General features: G+C 53.1%; 19 protein-coding genes and 1 pseudogene. 6 read left to right on the top strand and 14 right to left on the bottom strand.

From position 1 onward, the window contains the following. Nucleotides 1-85: 85 nt before the first annotated feature. The gene (locus PI91_RS14000) at nucleotides 86-1123 is read right to left on the bottom strand and encodes an aldo/keto reductase (RefSeq protein ID WP_039266407.1); all 1038 of its coding nucleotides are present in this window, start codon (nucleotides 1121-1123) and stop codon (nucleotides 86-88) included. 414 nt (nucleotides 1124-1537) lie between these two features. Here PI91_RS14000 and PI91_RS13995 point away from each other — a divergent pair, with 414 nt between their 5' ends. Both PI91_RS13995 and PI91_RS13990 read left to right on the top strand, forming a co-directional pair. Continuing rightward, complete coding sequence (locus PI91_RS13995) at nucleotides 1538-1981, top strand: PACE efflux transporter (RefSeq protein ID WP_023344152.1); 444 nt, start codon at nucleotides 1538-1540, stop codon at nucleotides 1979-1981. A gap of 94 nt (nucleotides 1982-2075) precedes the next feature. After that, nucleotides 2076-2447: a VOC family protein gene (locus tag PI91_RS13990; RefSeq protein WP_023344151.1), complete on the top strand. Its 372-nt coding sequence runs from the start codon at nucleotides 2076-2078 to the stop codon at nucleotides 2445-2447. A 60-nt stretch (nucleotides 2448-2507) separates the two neighbouring features. Here PI91_RS13990 and PI91_RS13985 read toward each other — a convergent pair whose 3' ends face one another. Then, on the bottom strand, nucleotides 2508-3281 hold the full coding sequence (locus PI91_RS13985) for a DeoR/GlpR family DNA-binding transcription regulator (RefSeq protein ID WP_021242483.1): 774 nt from the start codon (nucleotides 3279-3281) through the stop codon (nucleotides 2508-2510). Nucleotides 3282-3367: 86 nt separating this feature from the next. Here PI91_RS13985 and PI91_RS13980 point away from each other — a divergent pair, with 86 nt between their 5' ends. Beyond that, a complete protein-coding gene (locus PI91_RS13980) occupies nucleotides 3368-3952 on the top strand; it encodes an NUDIX domain-containing protein (protein ID WP_023292410.1) in 585 nt (194 codons plus the stop codon). Between the two features lie 286 nt (nucleotides 3953-4238). Beyond that, nucleotides 4239-4931 carry a LuxR family transcriptional regulator gene (locus PI91_RS13975; protein WP_008503218.1) on the top strand — a complete coding sequence of 231 codons (693 nt, stop codon included), beginning with the start codon at nucleotides 4239-4241 and terminating at the stop codon, nucleotides 4929-4931. Nucleotides 4932-4945: 14 nt separating this feature from the next. Here the strand turns inward: PI91_RS13975 and PI91_RS13970 are convergent, their stop codons facing one another. Continuing rightward, nucleotides 4946-5584, bottom strand: a complete 639-nt coding sequence (locus tag PI91_RS13970) for an acyl-homoserine-lactone synthase (protein ID WP_032674790.1) — start codon at nucleotides 5582-5584, stop codon at nucleotides 4946-4948. 438 nt (nucleotides 5585-6022) lie between these two features. Here PI91_RS13970 and tam point away from each other — a divergent pair, with 438 nt between their 5' ends. Beyond that, nucleotides 6023-6781, top strand: a complete 759-nt coding sequence (tam, locus tag PI91_RS13965) for a trans-aconitate 2-methyltransferase (RefSeq protein ID WP_039266406.1) — start codon at nucleotides 6023-6025, stop codon at nucleotides 6779-6781. Nucleotides 6782-6786: 5 nt separating this feature from the next. On the opposite strand, the gene PI91_RS13960 is transcribed toward tam, so the two are convergent. The 7 genes and pseudogenes from PI91_RS13960 to PI91_RS13930 form a co-directional block, all read right to left on the bottom strand. Then, nucleotides 6787-7977, bottom strand: a complete 1191-nt coding sequence (locus PI91_RS13960; protein ID WP_039266405.1) for a cytochrome c biogenesis protein/redoxin — start codon at nucleotides 7975-7977, stop codon at nucleotides 6787-6789. 137 nt (nucleotides 7978-8114) lie between these two features. Further along, nucleotides 8115-9416 carry an ATP-binding protein gene (locus PI91_RS13955; RefSeq protein ID WP_039266404.1) on the bottom strand — a complete coding sequence of 434 codons (1302 nt, stop codon included), beginning with the start codon at nucleotides 9414-9416 and terminating at the stop codon, nucleotides 8115-8117. Continuing rightward, on the bottom strand, nucleotides 9413-10153 hold the full coding sequence (locus PI91_RS13950) for a response regulator (RefSeq protein ID WP_039266403.1): 741 nt from the start codon (nucleotides 10151-10153) through the stop codon (nucleotides 9413-9415). Before PI91_RS13950 ends, PI91_RS13955 begins: the two co-directional genes overlap by 4 nt. Before the next feature lie 44 nt (nucleotides 10154-10197). Next, the gene (locus PI91_RS13945; RefSeq protein ID WP_039266402.1) at nucleotides 10198-11193 is read right to left on the bottom strand and encodes an alpha/beta fold hydrolase; all 996 of its coding nucleotides are present in this window, start codon (nucleotides 11191-11193) and stop codon (nucleotides 10198-10200) included. A 145-nt stretch (nucleotides 11194-11338) separates the two neighbouring features. Continuing rightward, on the bottom strand, nucleotides 11339-11779 hold the full coding sequence (locus PI91_RS13940; protein WP_039266401.1) for a GNAT family N-acetyltransferase: 441 nt from the start codon (nucleotides 11777-11779) through the stop codon (nucleotides 11339-11341). 12 nt (nucleotides 11780-11791) lie between these two features. After that, nucleotides 11792-12261: pseudogene (locus PI91_RS24755) on the bottom strand (N-acetyltransferase family protein). Nucleotides 12262-12271: 10 nt separating this feature from the next. Then, nucleotides 12272-12865, bottom strand: coding sequence for a hypothetical protein (locus PI91_RS13930; RefSeq protein WP_039266399.1), 594 nt, complete (start codon nucleotides 12863-12865; stop codon nucleotides 12272-12274). 134 nt (nucleotides 12866-12999) lie between these two features. Here PI91_RS13930 and PI91_RS13925 point away from each other — a divergent pair, with 134 nt between their 5' ends. After that, the gene (locus PI91_RS13925) at nucleotides 13000-13548 is read left to right on the top strand and encodes a GNAT family N-acetyltransferase (RefSeq protein WP_039266398.1); all 549 of its coding nucleotides are present in this window, start codon (nucleotides 13000-13002) and stop codon (nucleotides 13546-13548) included. Here the strand turns inward: PI91_RS13925 and PI91_RS13920 are convergent. The 4 genes from PI91_RS13920 to PI91_RS13905 form a co-directional block, all read right to left on the bottom strand. After that, nucleotides 13536-14450, bottom strand: a complete 915-nt coding sequence (locus tag PI91_RS13920; RefSeq protein ID WP_023292420.1) for a bestrophin family protein — start codon at nucleotides 14448-14450, stop codon at nucleotides 13536-13538. The two genes, PI91_RS13925 and PI91_RS13920, sit on opposite strands and share 13 nt — an antisense overlap. Nucleotides 14451-14650: 200 nt before the next feature. Then, nucleotides 14651-16102 (bottom strand): tagaturonate reductase, encoded by a 1452-nt coding sequence (locus PI91_RS13915; RefSeq protein WP_039266397.1) that lies wholly within the window; start codon nucleotides 16100-16102, stop codon nucleotides 14651-14653. Nucleotides 16103-16220: 118 nt separating this feature from the next. Next, the gene (locus tag PI91_RS13910) at nucleotides 16221-16748 is read right to left on the bottom strand and encodes a GNAT family N-acetyltransferase (RefSeq protein ID WP_039266396.1); all 528 of its coding nucleotides are present in this window, start codon (nucleotides 16746-16748) and stop codon (nucleotides 16221-16223) included. Between the two features lie 82 nt (nucleotides 16749-16830). Then, a complete protein-coding gene (locus PI91_RS13905; RefSeq protein WP_039266395.1) occupies nucleotides 16831-17796 on the bottom strand; it encodes a sensor domain-containing diguanylate cyclase in 966 nt (321 codons plus the stop codon). Between the last annotated feature and the right edge of the window lie 32 nt (nucleotides 17797-17828).

Below are 17828 nucleotides of genomic sequence, written 5' to 3'. Positions count from 1 at the left end.
CCACTCATCGCCTCGGACTGAAAACGGTGTGCTTCGTTATTCTTGAAAATAATGAGACCCGGCAACGCCGGGCCAGGGAAGGGTGTTAACGGTTCTGTATTGCTGAAGGCGGCGTGAGTGAAGGGGGCGTATCAGGAAGCGGGGGAATGATCCCGTCGACGGGGTGCGGCAGATAGAGTGCCTCGAGTTCCGTGATTTCAGCATCGCTAAGTGTAAAGTCCAGTGCGCTGATAGCCGTGGAAAGATGTTCTGGTTTGGTCGCGCCAATGATCGGGGCTGTGATGACCGTTTTTGATAGCAACCAGGCAATTGCAACATGGGCTCTTGGCACATGGTGCTTTTCAGCAATGCTGGCAACAACATCAATAACGGGCTTATCCAGAAGGGCTGCGTTCTCGTACATTTTTAATGCAAAGGCATCGTTTTGCGTTCGTCGGGACGTGACACTCCAGTCGCGCGTGAGCCTGCCGCGCGCCATCGGACTCCAGGGGATCACACCAACGCCCTGGTCTTCACACAGGGGCAACATCTCGCGCTCTTCTTCCCGGTAAAGCAGGTTGTATTGCGGTTGCATCGTAATAAATCGGGTCCAGCCGTTACGCTCTGCAGTATGCTGCATTTTTGCAAAGCGCCAGGCTTCCATAGATGATGCGCCGATGTAACGTACTTTTCCTGATTTAACGAGGTCATGCAGAGCCTCCATGGTCTCTTCAACAGGCGTGGAGTGGTCAAAGCGGTGAATCTGAAAGAGATCCACATAATCCATACCTAAGCGCATCAGGCTATCGTCAATAGACTGAAAAATGGCCTTGCGGGAAAGAAACCCGGTATTGGGTGAGTTGCGCCACGGAAAGAAGGTCTTTGTCGCCACAACGATCTCATCGCGTCTGGCCATTTCTCTCAGCGCTTTTCCAGTGATCTCTTCAGAACTTCCGCCCGAGTAGATATTCGCGGTATCAAAAAAATTAATGCCCGCTTCAAGCGCCTGACGAATGAGCGGTCGTGACGCTTTTTCATCCAGGGACCAGGGTTGAGGCAAACGTTCGGGGTCACCATAGCTCATACAACCGAGACAAAGACGGGAGACTTTCAAACCGCTACGACCCAGATTCACATACTTCATTCGGTGTTCCTTCTTTTATTGCCAGCAATTCTGTATGTGACAGGGTATTGCACTGACATGAAGGGAACCAGCATGCGCCATCGAATGGTGTTTTGAGTTTTTTTCACAAATCGTCGTTATCGACAGTGAAAGACGAGAAGCGAGAGGGTGGTCAGAATTAATAACAGATTGATGTATCGGCTCGTGATTAGCTATCAGATGTCATTTAACATAATATACATTATGCGCACTAACGTAAGTGGAGGCAAAATCTGCATTTCTGCGGTCATGATTGACCTGGTCCATTGAATCATGTGAAGCCACCTTTTCAGGCATGATTTGTGTCGAGGCCCCGCACGACCCAACGTCTACGTTTACACATGGTTGAAAGACGTTTGATATACTTCAGCCTTTGCCCACTGCTGCCGTAAACTTATGGAAATTGAATTAGATAAAAGCTTTAGAGAAAGGATTTTCCACGCGGTCATTTTTGAAGTCACGGCCAACATTATCATCGCGCTGTCGCTTGCGTGGCTGATGAACGTGTCGGTACTCCAGTCTGGTTCGCTGTCCGTGATATCCGCGCTTACCGCCACGGCCTGGAATTTTGTTTTTAACAAATTCTTTGACGCTCTTCAGAAAAAATACCACTTTGAAAGAACGTTCCTCGTCCGCGCGCTCCATGCGGCCTGTTTCGAAGCCGGACTTATCATCACGTTAATTCCTGTGGCCATGGTGATGCTGCATTTAACGATGACGGAGGCATTTTTTGTTGAGATTGGTTTGGTACTGTTTTTCCTGCCGTACACGATGCTGTTTAACTGGATTTACGATTACCTGCGCTGGACATTTGTTGGACGGAAACAGTCTGCTATGTAACGAGATATCTGTCACATAGACGCACCTGTGCTCATATTCGACTCCTGCCACCTTCTATACTCTTCATTTCTCTATCGCTTTCAAGGAGTCGATAATGTTTGATCATGTGAAATTTGGCGTCAGTGATTATGAAAAAAGTAAAACCTTCTTCCTCGAGGCGCTTCGTCCGCTTGGTGTTGAACTCGTCGATGAAGGCGCGCCGGATTATGGTGTTGAGATGAGCTCTGGCGACGTTTCGCTTTGCCTTTTCCAGACAAATGACAAACCGGCGCCTCTGCATCTGGCGTTTGTGGCCAAGACCCGTCAGCAGGTAGATGATTTTTACCATGCCGCGCTGGGCGCTGGCGGACGTGATAACGGTGAGCCGGGGCTACGTTCCTATGGTGAAAATTACTATGCCGCTTTTGTCATCTCGCCTGATGGTCATAACATTGAAGCCGTATGCCATGCGCCGGAAAGTCGGTAGCCCAAATATTTCGCTTGAGAACATTTTAGAAGCTAAATCCTGACAGCCAGTCGCTGGCTGTCAGAGGCTGTCACGATCTGAGGCCAGCACGACGGATACCCCCTTTTCCGATACCGCGCGGATCCACTCCTTATCTGTACCGTCTTCAACGATGATGGTATTCACTGAAGATACATCGCCAATCACAAACGACGACGCGGTGTTGATCTTTTCCGGAGACGCCAGAACGACCGTTTCCGCGGCTCTGCCGGAAAATGCACGTTTGATGCATGCCTCTTCGAAATCGCCGGTTGTCAGCCCCGCATCCGGATGAATACCGGTCACGCCCATAAAGAACAGATCTGCATGAATATTCTCTATGCCTTCGATGGCCGCCGCGCCGACCGCAACAATCGAGTGTTTATACAACCGTCCGCCGATCAAAATCACCTCAATGGCAGGATGATCAACAAGCCCCAGAGCAATACTCGGGCTGTGCGTCACCACGGTGATGCGCAAGTCAGGCGGGAAAAAGGTAATCAGCTCCGAGGTTGTCGTGCCACCGTCGATAATTACCACCTGGCCTGATGAAATCAGCTGGGCCCCTTTCCGGGCCACCCTTTTTTTTGCATCCATCTTCACGGATTGCCGTTCGGCAAACGGAGCAATTGCGGAAGATGACGGTAGTGCGCCGCCGTGAACACGCTGCAAACGCCCTTCTGCCGCCAGCTCGCGGAGATCGCGCCGGATAGTATCTTCAGAGACGTCGAAAAGAATGCTCAGCGCTTTTGACTGGACCTGACCTTCGGCACCCAGCTTTTCAAGGATCAATTGTTTTCGCTGACGAGTGAGCATCCTGTTTTCCTGATGTTGCATGTTTTACCTTGAAAGTGCATGATGTTGCTGTTTATGAGTATTACTCTACGTAAGGAGGAACAATCGTGCAATCAAAACGTGCAGATGTGCGCATCATTAACAGTGAAACCCTGTCAGATAACTGGTACATCCTTAAAAAATACACCTTCGACCTGCAGCGCCGTGATGGCGAATGGCAGCGGCAACAGCGGGAAGTTTATGACCGTGGCAACGGCGCGACGATTCTTCTCTACAACCGTGAGAAAAAGACGGTCATCCTGACGCGCCAGTTCCGCTTCCCTGTTTTTATCAACGGCCATGAGGACGATTTAATTGAAGCGGCGGCGGGATTGCTGGACAACATGGATCCTGAAAGCCGCATCAAAGCAGAAGCGGAAGAAGAGACCGGATTCCACGTTACGCGCGTAGAGAAAATCTTTGAAGCCTATATGAGCCCGGGCTCTGTCACGGAAAAACTCTATTTTTATCTTGCCGAGTATCAGCCGAAAGACAGAACCGGCGCCGGCGGCGGGATCAAGGCTGAGGGAGAAGATATCGACGTGCTGGAAATGACGCTTGAAGAGGCATTACGCCGCATTGAAACCGGCAGGATTGTCGACGGTAAAACCATCATGCTGCTTTATCATATTGCCCTGAAAGGCATTCTGTAACCCACTGGTTTAAATCCTGATTTCAATTTGTATGAACCTGGGGGAAAAGCGTGAAACCTCCTAAATTTTGCAGCCTACTATATTTAGTGAACGATTTCGAAATTCGATAAAAACATCAACAATTCCCTAAGTCATCTGCATTTACCATTCAAAAATCCCAAACGTTCACGAGGCTGCCAGTTGAGGCAGCCTGTCTTATCTGTTGACTGGATTAAAATGCGACTCGCTACAGATAACGAAGCATATTATACTTGCTCCTCCACTCGTACAGGAGGCAGCAACTCACGTGAAGGATACATATTACAACGACTTAACGATCAATACGCAAATTCAGAGTGAGCTGGACGCGTTTTTTGAGGACTTCAAAGGGATCGTCTTCGCCTACGCCATTATGAACAAGAAAGATCCCTCACAGATGAGGATAATCAATAACAGTCCAGAGTGGTTTACTATCTACCTTGAAAAAAAATATCAGTTCATTGACCCTGTTATCATTCGGGCTTTGCGCTGTGTGGAAGATTTTTTCTGGGAAAGTGATGTTGTCCTGTCAGATGGTTATAACCTGACGCGTATTTTCGACGAAAGTGTCCAGTATGATATTTATCAGGGACAGACGTTTCCTCTGCATGACTATTTGAATAATCTTGTTGTCTTATCCGTCATCAGTCCTAAGCATTCTGGGATTGACATTGAAAAATATCGGCCGCATTTTCTACGCTTCCTTGTTCAGTTACACCAGAAGACACTCAATCTGTATAGTCAGCATCAGCAGAAAAAGAATGTTTTCCTGTCGCCACGTGAGCGCCAAATCCTTAAATGGGTCAGCGCCGGAAAAACGTACGCAGAAATTTCTGTTATATTGTCTATTGCTGAGCGCACCGTTAAATTCCATATGGGCAACATCATGAAAAAGCTCGGTGTGAATAATGCAAGACACGCAATAAAACTTGGAACGGAACTCCGGTTACTGGAGGACTGAGCCTCAGCCACTGGTTATAAATGGCGTAAGTGCTCGAGCATTTCGCGAAGCCAGTGACTGGATTTGTCTTTGCTAATAATATCTTCAATAATGCTGGTGCTGGCGGGCATATAAATATAGTAAATAACCTCGCCTTTTTCAGAAACACCGCGCTGAATAACTTCAACTTTCCAGTTCGCATGGCGAAATATGGCATACATTCCACGACTGGCTACAGCATACATTCCATGATATTTGTTCTTCATGCAATAAATATTCATTGCAAGAAACAATGCCTTACTGGCGGGCACGCCATGCAGACTTGCGGAATCTCGTATTTCTTTATCTAAAAATAAACGGCTCACTTCACAACAAGGAACATCTGCGGGAAAAATAATGGGGTTGTCGAAATAATTATGAAAAATTTCGCTTATCATTGTGGGCTGCGTTGCGTTAATAAATCGTGCGCCGCATAACAGTTGTCCATCATACATACCCAGTAAATATGTCGTGTTATGGGAATCAAATTGATCCTTCTCCATACCTTCGACGCATTCCACTTTCCAGTCGAGTCGGTCCCGAAACGTTTTTCTCCGGAGTCGGTAAAGTTCGCGCGCTAATGCTGGGGGTAAATCATCGTAGTCGTGTAAAAAAAATTCAATGACAGAATTCATGCTCTTGTTCCTGATAATAACACCTGAAACTATTATCACCTGTCTTTTAGGACAGCTTTCATTGTGCTGCATATTCCCTATACTTAAAAAGTACCTGACCACGAAGTTCTCGCAAAACTAAGCGGCCAGGAGGTCAAAGACCTACGAAACACCAGGGATATACCCATCGATGATTATCTAATATTTAAAGTTTCGGGTACAGAGCATAAGAAGCACTTTGCCGATAAAATATTAAAAAACAATAATCATAAAATAATTACAATAAATGTATTGCCCCTTAATCTTTTAAGGGGTAATATTTCCGTTTTATTATTTTTTGCACCTCTCCTCATTTTCTGACTCTGCTGGCTTCTTCTGGCCAAACGCCCTCGCCAATACCGCTTTGCAGGCATCTGCCTGTGCTATTCTTGCAGAAACATGCAAAACGGAGAATTGATAATGGCCGACTGGAACCCTTCTCTTTACCTGCAATTTGGCGCAGAAAGAACGCGTCCGGCCGCAGAACTGCTCGCCAGAGTTCCTCTGGATGAGGCCGCTACCATCGCGGATTTGGGCTGCGGACCGGGAAACAGCACCGCGCTGTTGAAGCATCGCTGGCCTTCTGCTCACATCACCGGGGTCGATAACTCCCCTGCCATGCTCGAGGAAGCACGCGCCGCCTTACCCGATTGCCATTTTGTTGAGGCCGATATTCGTCAGTACACGCCCGGCCAGCCGCTGAGCCTGATTTATGCCAACGCGTCGCTGCAATGGGTTCCGGACCATTACGATCTCCTGCCGCATCTAGTCTCCCTGCTTAAGCTAAATGGCGTGCTGGCGATCCAGATGCCTGATAACTGGCTGGAACCCACCCATGTGGCGATGCGTGAAGTGGCGCTGGAGCAAGACTACCCAGATCGTGGCCGCGAACCGCTGCCGGGCGTACACGCTTATTACGATATTCTGTCTGAAGCTGGCTGTGACGTGGATATCTGGCGGACAACCTATTATCACAAAATGAGCTCTCATCAGGCGATTATTGACTGGGTAAGCGCCACCGGCCTGCGCCCCTGGCTTCAGGAACTTAACGAGAGCGAGCAGAAACGGTTCCTGAAACGCTACCATGAACTGCTGGAAGAGCAGTATCCGCTTCAGGAAAACGGGCAGATACTGCTGGCTTTTCCAAGGTTGTTTATCGTGGCTCAACGCCAGCCCTGATCCGATTATGAGCGGGCTTCTTTGAGCAGCTGCTGGATAACCTTTTCCTGTTGCTCATAGTCACCTTCGCCAAAGGCGGTATAGCGCAGCTGCCCTTTGGCATCAAAATAGTAATGTGCTGGCCAGTACTGATTGCCGAACGCATTCCAGATTTGATAGCTGTTATCCGTCACCACCCGATACGGCAGTTGCCATTTCTTCACCGCATTTTTAACCGACGACAGCGGTTTCTCCCAGGGATATTCCGGGGTGTGAACGCCAATCACCACCAGACCTTGCGGCTGGTACTTTGTGGCCCACTCCCGCACATGGGGGAGCGTATGCTGGCAATTAATGCAGTCCCACGTCCAGAAATCAATCAGTACAACCTTTCCCCGTAACGATTCATACGTGACAGGGTCACCGTTTATCCACCCTGTTCCACCGCTTAGCGAAGGCAGCTGGCTGCTGGGCTCTGTCATGACTACCGGCTGGAGCTTCACCGGCGCGGTGGCAGGTTTCGCCAGATTCAAGAGCGCCGTCTCAAGACGGTCCGCGACGCCGTTTGCCCCTTTCAGTAGCGAAGTCATCCCCGTCGCGTTCAGGACGACTGCGGCTAACATCGCCACCCCCGCACCCTGACGCAACTTCGCCATTAGCGCCGATTTTGCTCTCAGTGGTGCCATCAGCGAGCGTCCGCCGAACACGAGTAGACCCAGCATCAGCGCGCATCCGCTGCCATAGGCGGCAAGCAGTGCGCCTGTGGCGATGGCCGAATGCCCCGCAATATTAATGCTGAAAATCGCGCCCAGAATAGGCCCGGCGCAGGGAGACCAGAGCAGCCCAACCGCTAGCCCGGCCAGAAAAGCCGATGCCATTCCGCGCGTTTGCCCGCTACGGCTGTTGAGAACATTTCCCGCGCTGACGGCCGGTCCCGCAATACGCTGGGCGAAAGACGGGAAAATCAAGGCCAGCGCGGCGGTGGCCAGAATGACGAGCGCGATCCAGCGCCCGACAATGGTTGCCTCTGTTATCCACTCGCTGGCGACGGTGACGACCATTGCCACCAGAGTGAACATCACGATCATCCCCGCAAGCAGGGCCAGAATATGCCGACGCTGCCCCTGGAAACCGGCGAACAGGAGTGGAATAACCGGGAGCGTACATGGGCTGAGCAGGCTTATCATACCGCCCAGAAAAGCGATTACCAGAAACATAGTGACCTCACATGACATGTCCTGCGACACTGCAGTGAGGCTATTTCATCGTGCGGATGTGTTCAGGGTATGTGTAAATGCGTGGGTTTTGTCTGGCTCTGTATCGCCCAGGCCGGGAGATACAAAGCCGTACAATTCTACGAACGACGCGGTAGCGTAATGGCGACATCCAGTCCGCCCCCGGCGCGGTTCGCCAGCCTGAGTTTTCCTTCCAGCTGTGCGGTCAGCTGCGCGGCAATCGCCAGGCCGAGTCCTGTCCCGCCGGTATCGCGGTTACGCGAGGTTTCAACCCGATAAAACGGCTGCAGAACCGCCTCCAGCTCGGCTTCGGGTATTCCCGGTCCGTCGTCCATAATGTGAATAATGACCTCGCTGTCCGACGAAACGTCTATCGCAATCGCAGCACGCTCGCCGAATTTGAGGGCGTTATCCAGCAGGTTGGTCATCACCCGGCGAAGCGCCTGCGGCCGCGTGACGATGGGCAAGCGGGTATCGCTTGCCTGAAAGTGCACGTTTTTACCGATGTCCTGATAATCGCAGGCGATGCTGTTGATCCAGGCGTTCAGCTCCAGCTTCAGAGACGTCTCCTCCAGTGATTCCGATGACCGGGCATACGCAATGCCCTCCCGCACCAGACGAGACATGTTATCAAGGTCGTTCAGGAGCTTGTCGCGAAGTTCAGGCTCTCCGGCCATTTCGACGCGCAGCTTCATGCGGGTAATGGGCGTCTGGAGATCGTGAGAAATCGAGGCCAGGATCTGCGCGCGTTCCCGGAGATAAGACTGAATGCGCGCCTGCATGGCGTTGAAGGCATGCGCTGCCCGCTGCACCTCAAGCGGCCCTTTTTCCGTCATAAGCGTGCTGGCCGCCGGATCCAGCGCATCCACCGCGCGGGTAAAGTGTGAAAAAGGCCGTACCACCTGCCGCACGGCGATCCAGGCGCAGACGGCCAGTACGAGCAGCTGCAGGATGAGGACGACCGGTAGCCAGCTGGCGACGGGCGGCATGCGTGGGATCAGGTCAATGGTCAGCGGTGCGCCATCACGTAACGTAAGGTGGGCCTGAATATGTGAAATGGCGCCAGGAACGGCGGTAAAGCTAAGCGGGTAATGCGCGGCCAGCGTCGCTTTTAAGGTTCTGATGGCGTCCTGCGAACGCTTATCCGTCGGCGCTGCGCCGGGTTCCCCTGTGCCCAGGATATAACGATAGTTACCTCGTTCAAGCCGCGGCAGCCAGGCGGCGCGTTCGCTGGCCGGTAAGCGGTCTAAAATGGCGACGCTGGTTGCGACATCGTTTTCCAGATTACCGAGCATCACCGTGCGGGCGCTGTGCATGCGTTCAACCATGACCAGCGTCAGGCTCAGGGCGTTAGCCAGCAGCAGACCGGCCAGCACGACGAGCAGCAAACGGGCCAGCAGCGAGCGCGGCCAGATCGTCATTCGTTAACCTCTTTGATGGTCACCGACATCGTAAAGACGTAGCCTTCGCTGCGCACGGTTTTGATATAGGCGGGCGTGCGGGCATCTTCATTGAGACGCTGGCGAACCCGGCTAACCAGCAGGTCGATTGAGCGTTCAAACAGCTCGGCGTCTCGCCCCTGCGTCAGGTTGAGCAGCTGGTCTCGGGTCAGCACGCGCTGCGGATGGTCAAGGAAAACGCGCAGCAGACGATACTCCGCTCCGCTGAGCGCGACGATCACCCCTTCCGGGTCGATTAAGTGGCGAGCGACGGTATCGAGCTGCCATTCACCGAACATCACCAGCCGCCCTGCTTCCGTTACCTGTAAATTGGGCGGCATCGCGCGAAAACGCCGTAAAATCGCTTTAATGCGCGCCAGCAGTTCACGCGCGACAAACGGCTTCACGACGTAATCATCCGCCCCCATCTCCAGCCCCAGGATCCTGTCCGTCTCCTCGTTACGCGCGGTCAGCATCAGAATGGGCAAATCTTTATACTTCCCGACGCGCAGCTCTCGACACAGCGTAAGGCCGTCGTCACCGGGCATCATGATATCCAGCACCACCAGGTCGATATGCTGTTTATCCAGCACGGCACGCATCTCTTTGCCGTTCGCCGCGCCGGAGGCGCGATAACCGGACTTAACGAGATAGTCGACAATCAGTTCACGAATATCCCTGTCGTCATCGACGACAAGGATGTGGTCAATATGTTCCACCGAACTCTCCAGACCGAAGGGTAACGTACTGAAAATAGCACATTTCACAGCTTATCCGCGTCGATAACCGCCTTAACGAAATCCTGCGGATCTTCCTGAGGCGGATTGTGCCCCACGGTTGCGCCGAAGGTGCGGTGCTCATATTTGCCGGTAAATTTAGCTGCATAGGCCTGCGGTGCCGGATGCGGCGCGCCGTTGTTGCCGCCTTCGATGGTGATCGTTGGTACGGTGATATTCGGCAGCGTGGCCAGTTTTTGCTCGTAGCGGTCGTATTTGCGCTCGCCTTTTTCCAGCCCTAAACGCCAACGATAGTTACTGAGCGTCACCGCGACGTGGTCCGGGTTATCGAGGGATTTGGCGCTGGCGTTAAAGACCGCGTCGCTGAATTTCCAGTCAGGCGAGGCCTGCGACCAGATTAAGCGCGCAAAGTCATGCGTGCTTTTGGCATAGCCTTCCGCACCGCGCTCTGTCGCAAAATAGAATTGATACCACCACTGCTGCTCTGCTTTTGGCGGCAGCGGCTGTTTGCCAATCTGCTGGCTGCTAATGAGATACCCGCTCACCGACACCAGTGATTTTACGCGCTCTGGCCACAGCGCGGCGACGATATCCGCCGTCCGGGCGCCCCAGTCATAGCCTGCAAATACCGCCTGCCTGATATTCAGGGCATCCATCAGATTAACGATATCTTTCGCCATCGCCGAGGGCTGGCCGTTGCGCGGTGTGTTTGCTGACAGGAAGCGCGTGGTACCGTAGCCGCGCAGAGACGGCACAATGACCCGGTACCCTTTTGCCGCCAGAGCGGGTGCGACCTCGGCGTAGCTGTGAATATCGTAGGGCCAGCCGTGCAATAAAATAACCGGCTGACCGTCCTTCGGACCAATGTCGACATAACCGACGTTCAGATCGCCAGCATTAATTTGCTGGGGATGATCAAAGGCGGCCGCGAAATTCGTGCCGGTGGCTTCCGCCTGACAGGACATCACGGTGCCAAGCGAAACGGTCAGTGCGAGGGTTGAGTAAGCAAGTTTGCTGAACATGTTGGTATCTCCGGTTGAGTACAATTCACGGGGATATCACAACACCTCAATGTATAGCGGATATGTGCGAAAGCGGGTTTATTGCAAGCCTGTGTATGTATCCGGGACGCTGATACAGTGTGATACAAACACAGGCCTTGAAGTCTTAGAGGGAGAGACGGTAGCGGACGTAGTCGTCAGCTTCACCATATTTGTCATAAAGTTTACGCGCCGGATTGTTCTCCCGGGTGACCCAGTACAGTTTCGACCACCCTTCGCGCTTGCCTTCCTCAATCAGAGCGTCAATGAGCGCCTTACCGGCCCCCGCCCCGCGTTCGGCAGCATCAACAAACAGATCTTCCAGGTAGCAGATGGGCGCGGTTGACCAGGTGCCTTCGTGCAGAACACACATTGCGAAACCGATGATCTTTTCGTCCTTCTCCACGACCCGGCAGAACATCGATGAATGCGCTGAGAGCGCCCTTTCCCACGTCGCTGCGGTGACGGATTCCTCGAGGAAGCAATCATAAAAATGGGTGTAACCATCCCACAGCGGTCGCCATTGGGAATAGTCGTCTTTGCATAGAGGTCGTACCGTAACAGCCATGTTTTCCTCACATTACAGAGTAATCGCCATTTCAAAACAGCGTAAATCAGCCCCGCCATACGCGAGTGATGATAGTTTTCGCGCAGCGTCACAAACCCCAGCTTCAGATAAAACGACTGGGCGTTAGGCGTTGCATCAAGCGTCAGGCGGGTTATCCCCCGGCTACGGGCCTCATGTTTGAGGGCCTCGATAATCCGGGTCGCCATGCCTTTGCCGGAGGCTGCGGGCAAGGTGAAAATCGCCTCCAGGCAATGGGTATCCAGATCGAGGTAGCCGGTTGCCGCAACATCGCCCTTTTCATCTTCAACCACGTAAAAAGGGTATTCAATGACCATCTGCCGATAGCGTTCGGGCATCAGATCGGGCGTCCAGCGCGCAATGACCTCAGCGTCGTAACTGGTTGTACAGCCGTGACGAATCGCCTGATTGCGTATATTCCAGAGTGTTTCGGCTTCCTGTGGCGTGGCTTTTCGTAATGTCATAACCTCCCCTTTAACGGCTTTTTAGCCGCATTTCCCGTGCCAATCTGGCAAGACGCTGAGTACGACAATAGAGCGTAAACAGAACAAAGCCGCTGCCGTTCATCACCACCCGACAAAGTAACAGCGCGAAAGATGCAATGACGTGTGGCCAGAGGCTTCCATCATGAGAAAGCATGACATGTAGAACCTGAACGAGGGTCGTTATCAGCAGGATGATGAACAACGCCATAAAGCCCGACAATCCCGACGTCTTTCCACGAGCCAGTAGTACGCTTGTCACAATGAGCGCGCCTGTCATCGTCAATGATGGTAAGAAAAAGCTCAATGCATGATGTAAAGGTGACAAACCCTGCAACGTGCTGAGAAAAGGCAAAAGGTTTAGCGCAAACGCCACTAAAAACAGAGGTAACAGCATAGCTACCGGGTAAGGATTTTGACGCGGAAGCTCGCTGAGGGGTCGCGAAAAATACCGTTCCAGCTCGGGCGTGGAATGATTCAAGAGACGGATACGGATATCACGATGAGCAATAGTCTCCTCTATCTCTTTGCCATGCTGCAGGAGATCCTGGAAAACCCGTCCGGTTAAAAGAGACACAAAGCTCATCAATATTTCGCCATTAAAGAAAGGATGCCCATTTCTGGTAGGGAATGAACCCAGCGCGCCTCAGCTGAATGTGATAGAGATAAAAATACCAGAACGCAAACAAAAGCATAACGCTTAAACATGGAGATCTGCGCATGACGATACCGACGCTCACGACAGAACGTTTACTGCTGAAACCGCTGGTTGCCGAAGATGCCGTCCAGATACAAACGCTTTATCCGCGCTGGGAGATCGTCCGCTATATGGTCTCTTCCGTCCCCTGGCCCTACCCGGATAACGGCGCAGAAAACTATGTCAACAACGTGGCGCTGCCGGATGTGGCGAAAGAGATTGCCTGGTTCTGGAGCATCCGGCGACGTGAGGTGCCGGATGAATTGATGGGCATTATTTGCCTGTACGACGTCGAGGATAACAACCGCGGGTTCTGGCTCGCGCCGGAGTTTCAGGGGCACGGATATATGCGCGAAGCCAGCATTGCCGCGACGGATTACTGGTTCAACACGCTAAACAAATCCGTTTTGCGGGCCCCGAAGGCCGCCGCCAACAGCCGCTCCCGTCGTATTTCGGACAGTAGCGGCATGCGGCTTATCAGAACGGAGAAGAAAGCCTACGTCAGCGGGATGCTGGACTCCGAGCTGTGGGAGATTACCCGCGCCGAGTGGAACGCCCGTCAGGTCAGCTGATAGTGCTTATCCGGCATCAGCCTGTCCGGAATGTTCTCTTCATCGTTCATCTGCAGCAGATCGCGTTCCATCATGTTGCAGATGGCGTCCAGCGGCAGGTCGTTATCTTCCGTGCCAAACGGGTCTTCCAGCTCTTCCGCCAGGGTGTCCAGCGAAATAAAGGTATAAGAAATCAGCGCAGAGACAAAGGGCGTCATGTAGTGCAGGTCCACAACCAGTGCGAACGGCAGCATAATGCAGAACAGATATACCGTGCGGTGCAAAATCAGCGTGTAGGCAAACGGCACCGGCGTGGTCGCAATGCGCTCGCAGCCGGAAAGGACGATAGACATGTCGTTCAGACGGTTGTTCAGGCTATGGAACAGAATGTCTGAGAGTTGCCCGTTTCGCCGCCGCACGGCCAGCCACTCCCCCATGATCAGCAAAATACGGTTCGCCGGTGAGTTGGCGTCCATGACTTTACGTAAATCCTCCGCAGCAAGATAACGAGAGAGCTGCTCAGCATTCAGTTCCCGGCGCAGGGTCATGCGCAGACAGTTGGCGAAAGCAATTTGCAGACGGACAAATTCGCCGAGGTGCTTATCGTCGGGTAAGGTGTTTTTTACCTCGCGAAACAGCGAGCGTGCCGCTATCATCAACTGCCCCCAGAGCAGCCTCGCCTCAACGTAGCGTGAATAACAGGCGTTGTTTCTGAAACCCAGAAAGATAGCGATCGCCACGCCGAGAATGCTGAATGGCGCCACGGTAAATTTGATACCGAGCGAGGTATACCACGGTAACATCAGGATAACGGCGATAGAGAGCAGGAAGTTGAGCAGCAATCGGGTATAGATCTTGGGAAGTACCGAACCGTGCCAGACAAAAATCAGTTGTAGCCAGTGCTGTTTAGGACGAACGATCATAGTGAGTTTCAGGCAAGAAAAGAGCGAGGCTATTAAACGTGATCCCCGTCACCGTTGCAAGCTTGTTAACGGGACATTGCATTTTCTCCCCTGATTAGCGAAATTCGCACGGTGCTGCATGTGCTTTTTAAAAACAAAGCACATAGTATGTTGTAACTAAATGGGGCCTATTCAAACCCGGCCGAAGCCGGGTGAATGCATTAGCAAAGCGGTTTAACCGCGGCGCGCATGCCCTTAAGCAGAATGGCATCCAGATCCAGCGTGACCTGGTCGACAAGACCGCTTACCTGCGTCAAGTCCTGCTCCCAGTGTTCGCGTGCGCTGAGCACCGACTGCACCAGTTCACGGGTGCTAAGCTGCCGATTGCGGTGCTGCGCCCACAGCTGCTGATAACGTTCCAGCCAGCGTGCATCATCCTGCACCGGATAGCTCTCCCCGTTACGCTCCGCGCGATAAAACGCGATCAATGCGGCCAGAGCAAACGTCAGGCGAGCCGGTAATTGCCCCGTCGCCTTCTGCCCTGCCAGCAGCTGCGGCAGGATGCGGGTACGGTATTTGGTCATACCGTTAAGCGCGATGGAGAGCAGCTGGTGTCTGATGTAGGGATTACGAAAACGTCCTGTCACCGCACTGGCGAACGATTCCAGCTCGTTACGCGGCAAATCGAGGACCGGAATGATCTCCTGATAAATCGCTTTTTCGACGAACGCGCAGACCTCGGCATCATTCATCGCCTCACCTACCGTATCCAGCCCGGCCTGGAAGGCGACCGGCACCAGCGCCGTGTGCGCGCCGTTCAGAATGGCCACCTTGCGTTCTTTGTAGGGCCTGATGTCATCAACAATCAGCACGTTTAACGGGTACTTATCCAGACGAAGTTCGTGCGAAAGAGATGCCGGCCCCTGAATCACAAACAGATAAAAATGTTCGGCCGTGTCGAGGAACCCATCGTGATAACCCAGTTCAGCCTCCAGTGCGGCCGCTTCATCGCGGGGATAGCCTGTCACGATACGGTCAACCAGCGTCGAGCAGAAGCTGTTGGCGTCGTTGAGCCACTGGATAAAGGCGGCAGGCAGCGCCCACTCCTGCGCATAGCGCAAGACGAGTTCACGCAGTGCGTCACCGTTGTAGTCAATCAGCTCGCAGGGAATGATGATCCAGCCCTTGTCAGCCGCACCGTTGAAGTGGCTAAAGCGCTCAAACAGCAGACGCGTCAGCTTCGCCGGATAGCTCACCGCAGGGGCATCGTCGACGCTGTCACCCGCGTGGTAGCTGATACCCGCTTCGGTGGTGTTCGAGAATACAAACCGCATATCGGGATTGTGAGCCAGTTTCAGAAATGCGCCATAGTCGTCATAGACGCTGATTTCCCGGTTAACGGAGCGGATCAGCCGGGCCTCGCTCACCGCCTCGCCCTGCTCATTCAGGCCACGAACGATCGTGGTGTACAACCCATCCTGGGTGCTTAACGACGGCGGGAAGTCGCTCTGAATCGGGCGAACGATTACCACGCCAGCGTCAAGATCGGTATGTTCGTTTAACAGGTCAATTTGCCAGTCGACAAACGCACGCAGGAAATTGCCTTCACCAAACTGAATGATGCGTTCTGGATAGTGCGCACCGGGAAAATCACGACGGTTGAGCGTGTTCACAAGGGGGTTCCTTTTATGATTAGTCATACAGCCTGATAAGATTGGTACGATAACTTATCAAAACTTAACGACCAGAAACCCTGTTTTGATCAATCCGCGGTGCGGTTGTGCAAAATAATTATAAGAACTTATAAAAGACAGAGGTGGCGGTCATGGCGCCGTCAGGCATTAGCGCGTAGCGCGGGATCTCACCAACCTTTTGCCAGCCGGCACGCAGGTAGAAAATTTCGGCCCCGCTGCCGGTGGAGGTATCGAGCACCAGCACAGAAATGTCTCTGGCCCGGGCCTCAGCCTCCAGCGCTTCCATTAACGCCATTGCGGCCCCTTTTCGACGCGCTTTTTCATGGACCAGCAGCTTCGCCACATCCGCCCGGTGCGGCTGGTTTTCCGGCTGGTCTGCGATCAGCTGCACCGTTCCAATGACCCCGTCCTGCGCATCGACGCAGGCAAGCACCAGCCGCTCGCCTCGCGCGACGCTTTCGGCAATACCGCGCCAGAAAGTACGGGCCTTGTCGAGGCTAAAAGGGAGCATAAAGCTGACGGATGCCCCGCCGTTTACGCAGTTTTCGAGGATCCCGGCCAGCGCATCAAGATGGATGAGGATCTCTTCCAGGGTGAGGGTTTTGATTTGCAGTGAGGTATTCATTGTTTTTCCTTACGTTGAATACGCTCACTTTGGGTTTAACAACTTATTAACGCAAGCGGTTCGGACATAGGCTTTTATTATGTCACCGGGCGCGCTGGCGCTGCTGCTTCATGGCATACATCTTTTCATCGGCATCTTTTAACCACTGTTGCAGGTCGTTGCCGTTATGATCGAATTCACTGAGCCCCCATGAGAAGTTTAGCGACCATGGGTGAAGCTTGCGGGCGTTATAGCTTTCCACCTGCTCGGCAAGATACTGCATGGCTATCCAGGCGCCCTGCTCGTCGGTATCCGCGAACAGCACCGCGAACTCATCCCCGCCAAAACGCACCAGCATATCGGCCTCACGGAAAGCGCTGCGCATCAGCTGCGCCATAACTTTCAGCGCCTTATCGCCCTCTTCATGCCCGTAGCGATCGTTAATCTCCTTAAAGCGATCCAGATCCAGCCAGCCGAGCGTGAGCGGCTCAGCCCGGCGTCGGGCAACGGAAAGCGTGAACCGCACCAGCTGATTAAAGCCCCGGCGGTTGAATAAACCCGTTAATTCATCCGTGGTCGCCGCGCTGATAGCGGCAAACTCATCTTCAGCCAGCGCGCCAAGATCCCCCAGCACGGCGAGATCGGCCGCTGAAAACTCCCTGGGCGCGTAGTCAATCAGGCAGAGCGAGCCCACGCTGGCGCCGTCACGCAGGCGCAGCGGGAAGCCCGCATAAAAACGCACGCGAGGTTCACCCGCCACCAGCGGATTATCCGCAAAACGATCGTCCTGCAGCATATCCCCTACCACCAGCGGTGCTTCGGTGAGGATCGTATGGCCACAAAACGAGATATTACGCGGAACGGTGTCAGGCGCCTTGCCATCGGCCGACTTCACGATTAGCGAGTGCTCATCAATGAGGTTGACCATTGCCAGCGGCACCTGGAAGAAGCGCTTCGCCAGACGCGTAAGCCGGTCAAACGCCGGGGAACTGTCGATCTCAAGCAGACCTGATTCGCGCAGCGAGTTCAGTCTGTCTGTTTCATTTTCAGGGGTTGCAGGTGCTTTCATAATGTCTCCTGACGTAAAGCGTTACTCAAAGC

It is taken from the genome of Enterobacter sp. FB, from assembly GCF_000805795.1.
Classification (GTDB): Bacteria; Pseudomonadota; Gammaproteobacteria; order Enterobacterales; family Enterobacteriaceae; genus Enterobacter; species Enterobacter roggenkampii.
This window is presented reverse-complemented; position numbering and strand designations above follow the sequence as displayed.

Bases quoted from the DNA above. Each gene is read 5' to 3' on its own strand.
- PI91_RS14000 (WP_039266407.1), bottom strand. From the start codon at position 1,123: ATGAAGTATGTGAATCTGGGTCGTAGCGGTTTGAAAGTCTCCCGTCTT.
- PI91_RS13995 (WP_023344152.1), top strand. From the start codon at position 1,538: ATGGAAATTGAATTAGATAAAAGCTTTAGAGAAAGGATTTTCCACGCG.
- PI91_RS13990 (WP_023344151.1), top strand. From the start codon at position 2,076: ATGTTTGATCATGTGAAATTTGGCGTCAGTGATTATGAAAAAAGTAAA.
- PI91_RS13985 (WP_021242483.1), bottom strand. From the start codon at position 3,281: ATGCTCACTCGTCAGCGAAAACAATTGATCCTTGAAAAGCTGGGTGCC.
- PI91_RS13970 (WP_032674790.1), bottom strand. From the start codon at position 5,584: ATGAATTCTGTCATTGAATTTTTTTTACACGACTACGATGATTTACCC.
- tam (WP_039266406.1), top strand. From the start codon at position 6,023: ATGGCCGACTGGAACCCTTCTCTTTACCTGCAATTTGGCGCAGAAAGA.
- PI91_RS13960 (WP_039266405.1), bottom strand. From the start codon at position 7,977: ATGTTTCTGGTAATCGCTTTTCTGGGCGGTATGATAAGCCTGCTCAGC.
- PI91_RS13955 (WP_039266404.1), bottom strand. From the start codon at position 9,416: ATGACGATCTGGCCGCGCTCGCTGCTGGCCCGTTTGCTGCTCGTCGTG.
- PI91_RS13945 (WP_039266402.1), bottom strand. From the start codon at position 11,193: ATGTTCAGCAAACTTGCTTACTCAACCCTCGCACTGACCGTTTCGCTT.
- PI91_RS13940 (WP_039266401.1), bottom strand. From the start codon at position 11,779: ATGGCTGTTACGGTACGACCTCTATGCAAAGACGACTATTCCCAATGG.
- PI91_RS13930 (WP_039266399.1), bottom strand. From the start codon at position 12,865: ATGAGCTTTGTGTCTCTTTTAACCGGACGGGTTTTCCAGGATCTCCTG.
- PI91_RS13925 (WP_039266398.1), top strand. From the start codon at position 13,000: ATGACGATACCGACGCTCACGACAGAACGTTTACTGCTGAAACCGCTG.
- PI91_RS13920 (WP_023292420.1), bottom strand. From the start codon at position 14,450: ATGATCGTTCGTCCTAAACAGCACTGGCTACAACTGATTTTTGTCTGG.
- PI91_RS13910 (WP_039266396.1), bottom strand. From the start codon at position 16,748: ATGAATACCTCACTGCAAATCAAAACCCTCACCCTGGAAGAGATCCTC.
- PI91_RS13905 (WP_039266395.1), bottom strand. From the start codon at position 17,796: ATGAAAGCACCTGCAACCCCTGAAAATGAAACAGACAGACTGAACTCG.